Origin of the sequence: Bartonella sp. OC68QHHN, from assembly GCF_042193875.1 — a bacterium.
Taxonomy (GTDB): domain Bacteria; phylum Pseudomonadota; class Alphaproteobacteria; order Rhizobiales; family Rhizobiaceae; genus Bartonella; species Bartonella grahamii_A.
This window is the reverse complement of the sequence record NZ_JBHIME010000023.1, coordinates 190,676-203,523: the sequence shown is the minus strand read 5'-3', so window position 1 is coordinate 203,523 and position 12,848 is coordinate 190,676. Positions and strand designations below refer to the sequence as shown.

The 12,848-nt window shown below is 37.9% G+C and carries 11 protein-coding genes; 5 read left to right on the top strand and 6 right to left on the bottom strand.

The window, feature by feature from the left end:
- Positions 1-6: 6 nt before the first annotated feature.
- Both ACFIJ0_RS03600 and ACFIJ0_RS03595 read right to left on the bottom strand, forming a co-directional pair.
- Positions 7-876, bottom strand: a complete 870-nt coding sequence (locus ACFIJ0_RS03600) for a metal ABC transporter permease (protein WP_375624650.1) — start codon at positions 874-876, stop codon at positions 7-9.
- Between the two features lie 3 nt (positions 877-879).
- Complete coding sequence (locus ACFIJ0_RS03595) at positions 880-1,632, bottom strand: ABC transporter ATP-binding protein (RefSeq protein ID WP_375624649.1); 753 nt, start codon at positions 1,630-1,632, stop codon at positions 880-882.
- Positions 1,633-2,311: 679 nt separating this feature from the next.
- Here ACFIJ0_RS03595 and nrdH point away from each other — a divergent pair.
- The 4 genes from nrdH to nrdF are packed head-to-tail and all read left to right on the top strand — an operon-like array spanning position 2,312 to position 6,052.
- Positions 2,312-2,536, top strand: coding sequence for a glutaredoxin-like protein NrdH (gene nrdH, locus ACFIJ0_RS03590; protein ID WP_005774163.1), 225 nt, complete (start codon positions 2,312-2,314; stop codon positions 2,534-2,536).
- Complete coding sequence (nrdI, locus tag ACFIJ0_RS03585) at positions 2,536-2,934, top strand: class Ib ribonucleoside-diphosphate reductase assembly flavoprotein NrdI (protein ID WP_375624648.1); 399 nt, start codon at positions 2,536-2,538, stop codon at positions 2,932-2,934. Before nrdH ends, nrdI begins: the two co-directional genes overlap by 1 nt.
- The gene (gene nrdE, locus ACFIJ0_RS03580; protein WP_375624647.1) at positions 2,916-5,066 is read left to right on the top strand and encodes a class 1b ribonucleoside-diphosphate reductase subunit alpha; all 2,151 of its coding nucleotides are present in this window, start codon (positions 2,916-2,918) and stop codon (positions 5,064-5,066) included. The genes nrdI and nrdE overlap by 19 nt, the downstream gene beginning before the upstream one ends.
- Before the next feature lie 11 nt (positions 5,067-5,077).
- Positions 5,078-6,052, top strand: coding sequence for a class 1b ribonucleoside-diphosphate reductase subunit beta (gene nrdF / locus ACFIJ0_RS03575; RefSeq protein ID WP_012754609.1), 975 nt, complete (start codon positions 5,078-5,080; stop codon positions 6,050-6,052).
- On the opposite strand, the gene prmC is transcribed toward nrdF, so the two are convergent.
- The 4 genes from prmC to secA form a co-directional block, all read right to left on the bottom strand.
- Positions 6,049-6,915 carry a peptide chain release factor N(5)-glutamine methyltransferase gene (gene prmC / locus ACFIJ0_RS03570; protein WP_375644105.1) on the bottom strand — a complete coding sequence of 289 codons (867 nt, stop codon included), beginning with the start codon at positions 6,913-6,915 and terminating at the stop codon, positions 6,049-6,051. The genes nrdF and prmC overlap by 4 nt on opposite strands.
- On the bottom strand, positions 6,912-7,988 hold the full coding sequence (gene prfA / locus ACFIJ0_RS03565; protein ID WP_375624645.1) for a peptide chain release factor 1: 1,077 nt from the start codon (positions 7,986-7,988) through the stop codon (positions 6,912-6,914). Before prfA ends, prmC begins: the two co-directional genes overlap by 4 nt.
- A 216-nt stretch (positions 7,989-8,204) precedes the next feature.
- Entirely contained in the window at positions 8,205-8,696 is a 492-nt protein-coding gene (locus tag ACFIJ0_RS03560; RefSeq protein WP_375624644.1) for a Fur family transcriptional regulator, read from the bottom strand.
- Positions 8,635-11,352, bottom strand: coding sequence for a preprotein translocase subunit SecA (gene secA, locus ACFIJ0_RS03555; RefSeq protein WP_375644107.1), 2,718 nt, complete (start codon positions 11,350-11,352; stop codon positions 8,635-8,637). The genes ACFIJ0_RS03560 and secA overlap by 62 nt, the downstream gene beginning before the upstream one ends.
- A gap of 434 nt (positions 11,353-11,786) precedes the next feature.
- Between secA and ACFIJ0_RS03550 the strand changes: the two genes are divergently transcribed.
- Positions 11,787-12,740, top strand: a complete 954-nt coding sequence (locus ACFIJ0_RS03550; RefSeq protein ID WP_375624642.1) for a peptidylprolyl isomerase — start codon at positions 11,787-11,789, stop codon at positions 12,738-12,740.
- Positions 12,741-12,848: the final 108 nt, after the last annotated feature.

Here is a 12,848-nt window from a genome sequence, read left to right as displayed (position 1 = left end):
TTTTCCTTAAAGTGAGGAGGTGTAAAAGAGGTGGGGAAACCATGTTACAATAAAGCCACGTGGACTTATCAAGCAGGAAAAAAGATAAATAAATCCTGCGGCAATGATGATAGCAGGACCGGAGGGAAGTGAAAGATGAAAAGAAAGCAGGAGACCACATACGCTAGAAATGATTCCAAAAAGAGTGGAAAGTGCGCAAATGGGGACTAGCCGTGAAAACCAAAAACGGGCTGTAATAGCTGGAATCATCATAATTCCAACGGAAAGTAATGTTCCTAGTGATTGAAAGCCTCCAACCAGATTTAACACCACAAGTCCAAGCAATGCGATATGAATATATTTACTCAATGGAGAGAGTGATTTAAAAAAGAGGGGGTCAAAGCTTTCTAAAACGAGTGCACGCCAAAAAATACAAAGGCTGCATAGTGTAATCAGCATTATAGTAGTGATTAACCAAAGGGCTTGTGCATCAAGTGCAAGAACCGATCCGAATAAGAGATGAAGCAGCTCAATTGTTGAGTTTTTCAGTGAGATAATAATGACACCTGCTGCGAGTGCAATAAGATAAAAGACGGTCATGGATGCATCTTCTTTCTGAAAGCTATTTCGTGAAATTAAAATGGTTGCTAAAGCAACAATAATGCCAGCGAAGATGCCCCCAAGTGTCATAGATATGAGGGAAAAGCCACAAATCAGAAAAGCAGTTGCAACACCAGGAAGAATGGCATGAGAGATAGCATCTCCTATCAAGCTCATTCCACGGAGCATCAAAAACACACCAACAGGACAAGCGCTAATAGACAGGAACATAGAACCAATAAGGGCGTTTTGCATAAATTGGAAATTAACAAAGGGGGCAAGAAAAAATGCATACACGTCTTATAACCTAAGAAAGAGAGGATCATTGATGGGAAGATTTTGTTTTTGTGCGCTAATAGGAAAAGAATTGGATGTGAGAGGTTGCATAACGTGATGAATGGTGTTGTTTAAAAACTGTGTTGTTTCTCTATAAAAGGCGTTTTGTTGATTAATTTGAATCATTTGGGGGAAAAATTCTTGCACGATAAGAGGGTTATGGAGTGCGGTGAGAACTGTGCGTCCTTGCTGTTGCCAGTATGTGATCAGTGCAAGAAGGTCTTTTTGGGTATTATGATCTACACCATTGAAAGGTTCATCAAGCAAAATAATATTAGCATCTTGCACAATGATACGTGCAAAAAGAGCGCGTTGTAATTGCCCGCCTGATAATGTTTCAAGCGAACGGGGTGCGAGTTCTGTAAGCCCAACCATTTCAAGCGCATTTTGAATCTTAGAATCATAAGGGCGCTGATTTTTCCATAATCCACAAAAAGACCACAGTCCTGTTTTTACAAGCGTTTTCACATCAATTGGAAATGTTTGATCTACATCACATTGTTGAGCAAGATAAGCAATGCGGCTTTTTTTTGGTTTTGTAATTTTTCCTTTAAGAGGTTTAATCAATCCGGCGATGGCTTTTAGCAGTGTTGATTTTCCAGCGCCATTATCACCTGTTATTGCGACCAATGAACCAGCTTTTAACTTTGCTGAAAAGTTCTTTATTGCTATTCTATTCCTATAGCCTAATGTTGTCTTATTGAAGTGCAGATCCATATTTTTTTACCATCGTTTCTTAATTATTTTAGAAACTATGTAATAATATAACGTTTGTCAATAAAATGATATTATTACATAGTTTTGAGGACTGAAAATTTTAGTGGGAAGATCGGGGAAAATTAAAAATAATAATTGAATTCACCTTGACGAAAGAGAGAGAGTATATACTATATATAGTATCAAAATGATTGGTGATTCTAAATAAGCACAAGAGAGGGTGTTAGTGTGTTTCGTTTGGTATCTAAGTTATTTCCATTATTGTAAAGAGTTTATTGGCCAAGGGTGTAGCAGTATTTTTGCTGAAGGATCTCTTTTGGAAGGATTCCCTTTCGTTTTTGTAATTGATTTTTGCCGTAAAAGAGTAAAACAGAACTCTTGAAAAACGGTAGTTTAGAACGTTAGTTTTTAGACAGCAGGAGGGAATTGTAATGCAAGAAAAAGATTGTTTATAACTGGGGGGCTTGGCCATTTAAGTTATAGAATAATCGCTTCTTCTCATCATAGTCTTTGAAGTTATTTGATGAGGAATTCTGTTATGTTCAGGAAGTTGTGTACTATTTGAAAATAACCACATGTTTTGCGTACAATTTCTATTTTTTGTTATTCTTGAGTACCTATAAAATTATTAGATTGACCTTTTAGGGTTGATTGTTTGGAATTATGAAAGTTGAAGAAAATGTCGATCACTATTTATAGCAAACCATCTTGTGTTCAATGTGATGCTACACGCCGCGCTTTTGATGCAAAAGGCATTCATTATCGTGTTGTTGATATTTCTTGTGATGAACAAGCATACAGTTTTGTTCAATCTCTGGGGTATCGTCAGGTTCCTGTCGTTGTTTGTGGTGAAAATCATTGGTCTGGTTTTAGACCCGATATGATTAGTGGTCTTTGTGCTTAATGGGGCTTATTGTTTATTATTCGAGTGCAACGGGTAATACAGAACATTTTGTCTCGCAGCTTGGTCAACGACTCTTCAAAATTGATAAAATAACGCCTTCTGCATTGGTTGGTGAACCTTATGTACTGGTTGTCCCTACATACGCAGATGGTGAAGGAAGAGGAGCAGTGCCGAAAGCAGTTGTCCATTTTCTTAATGAAGCTGAGAACCGAAAATTAATTCGTGGTGTCATTGGCGGTGGGAATCGTAATTTTGGTCGCTATTATAATTTAGCAAGTAAAATCATTGCTGAAAAATGTTGTGTACCTTGCCTTTATCGTTTTGAGCTGCGTGGCACTGATGAAGACGTTATTTATGTAAAAAAGGGATTGGAAAGATTTTGGAAACAATTGGTATAGGACAATCGCAGAAATCGGATCAGATTACTGATTATCATGCGCTGAATGCAATGCTTAATCTTTATGATGAAAATGGTCATATTCAATTTGATATGGATCGGCTTGCCGCACGGCAATATTTTCTTCAGCATGTTAATCAAAATACAGTTTTTTTTCATAACCTGAAGGAAAAAATAGATTACTTAATAGAAGAAGGTTATTATGAAAAAGCTTTATTTGAGCTTTATGATTTTTCTTTTATTAAAAAGCTTTTTAAACGTGCTTATGCATTTAAGTTTCGTTTTCCTACCTTTTTAGGCGCATTTAAGTACTATACCAGTTATACGTTAAAGACTTTTGATGGGAAGCGTTATCTTGAACGTTATGAAGATCGTGTCTGTCTTGTAGCTTTATATTTGGCACAAGGGAATAAAGCTCTTGCTGAAAGTTTTGTGGATGAAATTATTACAGGACGTTTTCAACCGGCAACACCGACATTTTTAAATGCTGGGAAAAAACAACGTGGTGAATTGGTTTCGTGTTTTTTGCTACGTGTTGAAGATAATATGGAATCAATAGGTCGTTCGGTTAATTCGGCTTTGCAGCTTTCAAAACGTGGTGGAGGTGTGGCGCTTTGTTTAACGAATTTGCGGGAAGCTGGGGCACCAATTAAGCAAATAGAAAATCAATCCTCAGGAGTCTTGCCGGTGATGAAACTCTTGGAAGATTCTTTTTCTTATGCCAATCAGCTTGGGGCACGACAGGGAGCTGGAGCTGTTTATTTGCATGCCCATCATTTAGATATTATGAAGTTTTTGGATACAAAGCGTGAAAATGCTGATGAAAAAGTTAGAATCAAAACACTTTCGCTTGGTGTCGTTATTCCTGATATTACTTTTGAGCTTGCACGGAATAATGAGGATATGTATCTCTTCTCATCTTATGATATCGAGCGTGTGACAGGTAAGCCCTTTAGCGATATTTCTTTAACAGAGCATTATCGTTCTTTTGTTGATAACGCAAAGATTCGTAAAAATAAAATAAGTGCACGCGTTTTTTTCCAGACATTAGCGGAAATTCAATTTGAGTCGGGTTATCCCTATATTTTATTTGAGGATACTGCTAATCGATCGAATCCGATAGCTGGGCGCATAAGTATGAGCAATTTATGTTCAGAAATTTTGCAGGTGAGTGAGGCGAGTGAACTGGAGACAGATTTAACTTATCGCACGATTGGAAGTGATATATCCTGTAATCTTGGATCCATGAATATTGCCAAAGCAATGGAAAGTCCTGATTTCGGACAGACCGTGGAATCTGCTGTTCGTGCTCTTACTGCGGTTTCGGATATGAGCAATATTGCCTGTGTGCCTTCCATTGCAAAAGGCAATGCTGAAAGTCATGCGATTGGTTTGGGACAAATGAATTTGCACGGGTTTCTAGCGCGTGAGCAGATCTATTATGGGTCTCCAGAAGCGATTGATTTTACCAATATCTATTTTTATATTGTGACATATCACGCCATACGGGCTTCCAATTTAATTGCGCACGAACGTCAAGAAATGTTTGCAGGGTTTGAAAAATCAGCTTATGCAGATGGACGTTTTTTCGAAAAATATATTGAAAAAGAATGGAAGCCGCAATTTGCGCTTGTGCAAGAGCTTTTTGCACGGAATAATATTGTTATCCCAGATCAAAAGGATTGGCAGGAACTCAAAAAATTAGTTATTGAGTATGGGCTTTATAACCGTAATTTGCAGGCAGTCCCACCTACGGGATCTATTTCCTATATTAATCATGCCACTTCTTCTATTCATCCCATTGCTTCAAAAATTGAAATTCGCAAAGAGGGAAAAATTGGGCGCGTTTATTATCCCGCTCCTTATATGGATAATACGAATTTGAATTTTTACCAAGATGCTTATGAGATTGGTCCTGAAAAAATTATAGATACCTATGCTGCTGCAACACAGCATGTTGATCAAGGTCTTTCATTAACATTATTTTTTCCTGATACCGCTACCACACGTGATATTAACCGCGCACAAATTTATGCCTGGAAAAAGGGTATAAAGAGTATTTACTATGTACGATTAAGGCAAGTGGCATTAAGTGGAACAGAAGTTGATGGCTGTGTTTCGTGCAGTTTATAGGAGATCATCATATGACCAAGATTACAACCAAAAATCCTGTTGTGTGCGCTGTTAATTGGAATAGATTACATGATGAGAAGGATCTTGAAGTATGGAACCGCTTAACTGGGAATTTTTGGTTACCTGAGAAGGTTCCACTTTCCAATGATATTCCCTCATGGTCAAGCTTAACGGATGAAGAACGTAAATTAACAATTCGTGTTTTTACAGGACTAACGCTTTTAGATACCATTCAAAACACTGTCGGAGCCATTTCGCTTCTGGCTGATGCGATAACAGAGCATGAGGAGGCAGTTTTGACAAATATTGCCTTTATGGAAGCGGTTCATGCACGTTCTTATTCCTCTATTTTTTCAACCCTTTGTTCGACGGTAGAAGTTGATGATGCGTTTAGATGGTCAGAAGAAAATATTCATTTGCAAAAAAAGGCTAGATTAGTACTTGAGCGTTATGAAGCAAATGATCCACTTAAGAAAAAAATTGCTTCGACTTTGCTGGAAAGCTTTTTATTTTATTCTGGTTTTTATTTGCCCATGTATTGGGCCAGTCGTGCTAAGTTGACCAATACAGCAGATCTCATTCGACTAATCATTCGTGATGAAGCAGTCCATGGTTATTATATAGGTTATAAATTCCAATTGGGCTTTGCAAAGCTTGATGAAGCCAAAAAGAAAGAAATTAAAGATTTTGCTTTTAACCTGCTCTTTGATCTTTATAATATCGAGTGCAAATATACTGAAGATCTTTATGATGCACTTGGATTGACAGAAGATGTTAAAATTTTTCTTCATTATAATGCTAACAAGGCTTTAATGAACTTAGGTTTTGAAGCTCTTTTCCCCCCTGAGGTTTGTCGTGTTAATCCTGCTATTTTGGCAGCTTTATCACCAAACTCTGACGAAAATCATGACTTTTTTTCAGGGGCAGGTTCTTCTTATGTCATTGGCAAGGCGGTTGCTACCACGGATGATGATTGGGAATTTTAATGTTTGTATGCAAATAGAAGTGCGCGGGGTATTCCACTTAGATCTTTGCGCACTTCTAAACATTGAAAACCATTTTTTTCAAACAAATTGCAGACTTCATTTTCTTGAGAGTAACCAATTTCAACACCGACATAGCTGTTTTCTTTTAAGTAGTTGGCTGCGTCGTAGGCGAGTTTTCGATAAAAATCAAATCCATCTTCCCCTCCTATCAGAGCGCGCAATGGGTCATGTAAGCGCACTTCTTTTGCGAGTTTTTTGATATCTTTTGCGCGAATATAAGGTGGATTGGAAACAATGAAATCAAAGCGATTTGTGACAGAATCAAACCAGTCGCTAAGAAGAGGTGTGAAGCGGTGTGCTACTTCAGCATTTTTTGCATTTTTTTTCGCTGTTTTAAGGGCATCTTCAGAAATATCGACTGCCACCGCATAGGATTGGGGAATGTGTTTAAGGAGTGCAATGGCAATGGCACCACTTCCCGTTCCCATATCAAGAAATGTTGTTCTTCCTAATTTTTCGACTTGTTTTTGGAGAAAAGGGAGAACAAGATCTATCAGCGTTTCTGTATCAGGACGAGGTTCTAACGTCTCTTGAGACAATGTAAAAGATATACCATAAAATTCTCGTACTCCTATAATACGGTAGACGGGCTCGCCTGCAATGCGCCGTTGTAAAGCCTGTTCTATTTGTATCATATGCTCAGAAGACAGATGCATATCTGGTTTAGAAATTCTTTCAGCAGCATTTATTCCTGTTACCCATTCAACGAGTATTTTCGCATCGAGATCGGCTTCAGTAATTCCTTTCGTGCGCAATTTTTCTTGCATTTGTTGGATGACATTCTTAAAAGAATATTTGCTCAATTATTATCCATTTCCATCAGCAGTGTTGTTTGATGATCTGAGATGAGTGCATGAAGAAGCTCATCAAGATCTCCCTCTAGAATGCGATCAAGTTTATACAAGGTTAGATTAATACGGTGATCTGTGACACGTCCTTGTGGAAAATTATAGGTACGAATACGTTCTGAACGATCACCAGAACCAACTTGGCTTTTACGAGAAGCTGAACGTTCACTTTCCGCTTTTTGTCGTTCGATATCGAATAAGCGTGCCCGTAAAATTTGAAGGGCTCGCGCTCGGTTTTGATGTTGTGATTTTTCTGCTTGTACGACCATAATTCCTGTTGGAATATGCGTGATACGAACAGCTGAATCCGTTGTATTAACATGCTGTCCTCCTGCTCCAGATGCACGCATTGTGTCGATACGAATATCTTCAGGACGAATATCAATATCAATTTCTTCAGCCTCTGGAAGGACTGCAACGGTAGCAGCAGATGTATGGATACGTCCACCGGTTTCTGTTTCGGGGATGCGTTGCACACGATGAACCCCTGATTCATATTTTAATTTAGAAAAGACACCTTTTCCTGAGATGGTAGCAATAATCTCTTTATATCCGCCAACTTCTCCCTCACTGAGTGAAATAACTTCTACTTTCCAATGGTGAGCATGGGCATAACGTTCATACATGCGGAAAAGATCACCGGAAAAAAGTGCTGCTTCTGATCCACCCGTTCCTGCTCGAATTTCAACAATAGCATTTTTTTCATCAGCAACATCTTTAGGCAAAAGCAGAATCTGGAGTGCTTTTTCAAATTGCTCTACTTTTTTATATAACGATGGTAGCTCTTCTTGGGCAAGATTACGCATCTCTATATCTGTTTGTTTATCGTTGATAATTGTTTCTAATTCTGTAATCTCTCCGTAAAGAGCATTTAATGCGCGTATAGAGGCAATAACGGGTTGTAGTCCTGCATATTCAGAAGCTAATTTTACATATGTTTCAGCATTTGGATTAGTCGTCATTTGGCTTTCAATTATTTCAAAGCGCTTTTCAAGCTGTCTCATACGATCTTGTGGCAAAGAAACCATGATAATATTAGCCTAATTTTTCATAATACAATTTTTATAATATTTTGTTGCGATAATTTTTTGTTATAATACTGGCAATAAATTACCGTATAGCATCATACAAAAAAGGGTAATAAAGCAATTTTTTACCAATGAAAACTATTATATTTTAAAGGTAAATTTTTATAAAACTTGATTTGCCTGAGGTATTTTATCTAATAATATATAATCACTTTTTTAAGAGTTTTTTTTTCCGTAAATTTCAAGCCGATGATGGATAATATCATAACCAAGAGATTTTGCAATTTCTTCTTGCAGCTTTTCAATAACATCAGAATGAAACTCGATAACTTTTCCTGTGTCTATATCGATGAGATGATCATGATGTTGTCCATCTGCTTGCTCAAAACGAGATGGACCACCACTAAAGCTATGGCGATGAATTGTTCCATTTCCTTCTAATGTTTTCATGGTTCGATAAACAGTTGAGAGTGAAATACTCGAATCTATTTTGTTTGCACGCTGAAAAATTTCAAATGCATTGGGATGATCATTTGTATCAGTCAAAATATCAAGAATAACTCGTCGTTGACGTGTTACCCTCAAACCAGCTGTGCGCAATTCTTGCTCATAATTTCGCTTTTTATTCATTTTCATAATGTGCTTTTCAAACAAAGGCTCCATGACAGTGTTTATATTTTTTTTCTGAACCGCAAGGACAACGCTCATTACGACCAACTTTTCCCCATGTGGTTATATCGTTAGGATCACGATCTTGTGAATTAACAAATCTATTTTCTTGTGATCGTGTCAATAAGGTGGGAGCATTTTCTTGACTTTGCTTATTAAAGACAGAAGCAGCAGCATCAGTTTTCTCAGGCATGGTCGGTTTTGTGGGTTGTTGAATGATTTCAAAGCGCATAAGCTTAGAAGTGACAATTTGGCGCAAATTTCTCAACATACTTTGAAAGAGTTCAAATGATTCTGTCTTATATTCATTGAGCGGATCCCGCTGCGCATAACCACGAAAACCAACAACAGAACGCAAATGGTCTAAACTCACCAGATGTTCACGCCATAACGTGTCAATAGTTTCGAGCAATACCGCTTTGTGAAAATAAGCCATAACTTCTCGAGAATAGTGTTCAGTACGCTCATTTTCAAGTTTTGTAACAGCATCTGATACACGCTCTAAAATTTTCTCTTCGGCAATTCCATCTTCTTTTGCCCATTCTTCTACTGGAAGCTCAAGATTAAAGAGTTGTTTAAGTTCTTCTTCGAGAGTTTTTACATCCCATTTTTCAGAATATGTTCCTGATGGAATATAAGCCTCTACGAGATCCTCTACGACCTCATTGCGCATTTCAAGGATCATTTCTGATAAGTCATCTGCGTTCATGACCTCCATACGCTGTTCAAAAATAACCTTGCGTTGATCATTCATGACATCATCATATTTTAGCAGATTTTTACGAATTTCAAAGTTTCGTGCTTCGACCTTTTTTTGTGCTTTTTCAAGGGCTTTATTAATCCATGGATGGATAATAGCTTCATTTTCTTTCAATCCAAGTTTTTGCAGCATACCATCCATACGATTGGAGCCAAAGATACGCATAAGATCATCTTGAAGAGAGAGAAAGAATTTTGAGCGACCTGGATCGCCTTGGCGACCAGAACGTCCACGAAGCTGGTTATCAATACGACGGCTTTCATGACGTTCAGTAGCGATAACGTAAAGCCCCCCAGCCGCTAAAGCTTTTTCTTTAAGTTTCTGAACATCTTTTTTTATTTCTTCAATTTTAGCTGTCCGCTCTGGACCTTCGGGGATATCCTGTAACTCTTGTCGGATGCGCATTTCAACATTACCACCAAGCTGTATATCCGTACCGCGTCCTGCCATGTTGGTTGCGATGGTGAGAGCTCTAGGAACTCCTGCTTGCGCAATGATGTATGCTTCTTGTTCGTGATAGCGAGCATTTAAGACTCTAAAATCGGTAATGCCTTCTTTTCGCAAACGCTCTGCCAATTGTTCTGACTTCTCAATAGAGGTTGTTCCAACAAGAATAGGCTGTTCTTTTTCATGTGCTTGACGGATATCATGCACAATTGCCCGATATTTCTCTTCTGCTGTTCGATAAATTTCATCATCTTCATCAATACGTTGTATTGGCAAATTTGTAGGGATTTCGACAACGTCAAGACCATAAATATTTCTGAATTCTTCGGCTTCTGTTGTTGCAGTTCCAGTCATTCCAGATAATTTTCTATACATACGGAAGTAATTTTGGAAAGTGATGGAAGCAAGTGTCTGGTTTTCTGGTTGAATAGCAACATGCTCTTTAGCTTCTAACGCTTGATGAAGTCCTTCAGAATAACGCCGCCCAGGCATCATTCGCCCTGTAAATTCGTCAATAATAACGATTTCATCATTGCGAACAATGTAATCTTTATCGCGAGCAAACAGTTTATGAGCTTTTAGAGCATTATTGACATGATGAACGATAGCGACATTTTCTATGTCATAAAGACTTTGACCTTTAAGATGCCCAGCTTGTTCGAGCATTTTTTCAATTTTTTCAGTACCAACTTCGGTAAAGGTCGTTGTTTTTTGTTTTTCGTCTATTTCATAGTCTTCTGGAGTTAAGGCAGGAATAAATGTATCAATAAGGTTATAGAAGTCAGTACGATCTTCTAGAGGACCAGAAATAATAAGGGGTGTACGGGCTTCATCAATAAGAATCGAATCAACTTCATCAACAATAGCGTAATGATGTCCACGTTGGACCATTTGACTACGATCGAAGGCCATATTATCACGCAAATAATCAAAACCTAGTTCATTATTTGTGGCATAGGTGATGTCGCATGCATAGGCCTCTCGGCGGGCATCACTATCGAGATCATGAAGAATAACGCCTGTTGTAAGCCCTAGAAAACTAAAAATTTTTCCCATTGTTTCAGCATCACGACTGGCGAGATAATCGTTTACTGTCACAACATGAACGCCTTTACCTTCCAATGCATTGAGATAAATCGGTAGAGTTGCCATTAATGTTTTACCTTCACCAGTACGCATTTCAGCTATGCCACAGTCGTGAAGGACCATTCCACCAATAAGTTGTACGTCAAAAGGACGCATATCATAAACACGTTTTGCGGCTTCACGAACAGTTGCGAAAGCTTCTGGTAAGAGCAAATCAACACTTTCACCTTCACTGAGACGTTTACGAAAGGCATCTGTTTTTTGGCAAAGCTGCTCATCACTTAATTTTACGAATTGTTCTTCCAAATCATTAATTTGTGCAACTTTTTGGCGGAGCGCTTTGAGACGTCGCTCATGAGCTGAACCAAAAAACTTACGGGCAAAAATACCTAAACTGACCATCTCTGGCCCTTTCTTTTAATTGTTGTCACTCTTGTTGGGTAATTCATACGCTCTCCCCATACTCTACATTTTCTTCAAGCTGTCTGATATCATTAGAGACATCATGAAATGCAGATGGTACCATTATACTTGCTGGTGTGCAATTTTTCACTTTAATTGTAAAGTAGAGATAAGAGGCTAAGCGCCCTATGTCAACTTTAGGTATGCTATTTAACTGATACAATACAAAGTCATTTAAGATACAATATGTCATTTTTTTCTATTATCATGTTCTTCATCTGCATTAGATAGGATTGGAGAAACTGAGATAAAAGGACAATTTTATACTTTTTAAAATAAAATTACTAATTTATTTCTCTATGTTTAAAGATTAAAGTACTATGGTAAAGAAAATTGGAATCTTGAACCTGCCTTCATTTTTAAGGAGTATATTTATGAAATTTAACGTTATCACGCTTTTTTTAGCATCAACTTTATTGGCAAGTACAAGTTTAGGGGTGAGAGCCCAAGAAGGTTTGAATTCACCGTCGAATGATTTAAAGACTTTGGAGAAAGCTTCTGAAAAAGCCGTTTCTCCTTCTCATGTTATGGCGGTTATTGATGGGAAAAATATTACAGCAGGCCAATTGGATGATTTAGCGCTTGAAATAAATCCTAATTTAGCACGTTTTCCTGATGAACAACGCCGTATGATGGTCCTAAAAGCTTATTTAGATATGCAGGCACTTGCAAAAGCAGCAAGAAGCAAAGGTCTTGATAAGACAGAAGCTTACGATAAACGTATGGCAATCATGCGTGACAATGTTCTTCAACAGCTTTATTTTAAACAGGCGATTGTTGACAAAATCTCAGATACTGATTTGGAAGCCCTTTATAAGCAAGAAGTTGCTGCTTTACCTAAAGAGGACGAGGTTAAAGCGCGTCATATTTTGGTCAAAACGAGAAAAGAAGCAGAAGCTATCATTAAGCATTTAAATAAAGGCGAAAATTTTGAAGAGATTGCAAAGAAAAGTTCAACAGATGGTTCTGCTGCCGTTGGGGGTGATCTTGGTTATTTTAGCCATGGTCAAATGGTCAAGCCTTTTGAAGATGCTGCATTTGGTTTAAAAATTGGCGAATACACTAAACAACCCGTTGAAAGTCCTTTTGGTTGGCATATTATTAAATTAGAAGATCGTCGTTTGAAACAACCGCCTGCATTTGATGATGTCAAAGAGATGTTGCGAACACAGCTAATAAAAAAGCGCTATCAAGAACTGATTGTTGATTTGCGTAGCAAGATAGATGTGAAATACCCTGATCCTGATGTTACAAAAATCATGGAATCGCTTCATCAAAATGGGACGCTACTTCCCGATGAGACATCGGATGAAGAAGATACGGAATAGCTAGGAAAAATAAGTGGATAGCCTCTTTAATAGATAATTTGCTAGGTTAGTTTTGTTCAAAAAGCCTAGCAGTTTTCTATGAGAGGTTATTGATCTGCAATCATTTCA

Excerpts from the sequence above, each read along its gene's own strand:
- ACFIJ0_RS03595 (WP_375624649.1), bottom strand. The coding sequence starts at position 1,632 with ATGGATCTGCACTTCAATAAGACAACATTAGGCTATAGGAATAGAATA.
- nrdH (WP_005774163.1), top strand. The coding sequence starts at position 2,312 with ATGTCGATCACTATTTATAGCAAACCATCTTGTGTTCAATGTGATGCT.
- nrdI (WP_375624648.1), top strand. The coding sequence starts at position 2,536 with ATGGGGCTTATTGTTTATTATTCGAGTGCAACGGGTAATACAGAACAT.
- nrdF (WP_012754609.1), top strand. The coding sequence starts at position 5,078 with ATGACCAAGATTACAACCAAAAATCCTGTTGTGTGCGCTGTTAATTGG.
- prfA (WP_375624645.1), bottom strand. The coding sequence starts at position 7,988 with ATGGTTTCTTTGCCACAAGATCGTATGAGACAGCTTGAAAAGCGCTTT.
- ACFIJ0_RS03560 (WP_375624644.1), bottom strand. The coding sequence starts at position 8,696 with ATGAGCGTTGTCCTTGCGGTTCAGAAAAAAAATATAAACACTGTCATG.
- secA (WP_375644107.1), bottom strand. The coding sequence starts at position 11,352 with ATGGTCAGTTTAGGTATTTTTGCCCGTAAGTTTTTTGGTTCAGCTCAT.
- ACFIJ0_RS03550 (WP_375624642.1), top strand. The coding sequence starts at position 11,787 with ATGAAATTTAACGTTATCACGCTTTTTTTAGCATCAACTTTATTGGCA.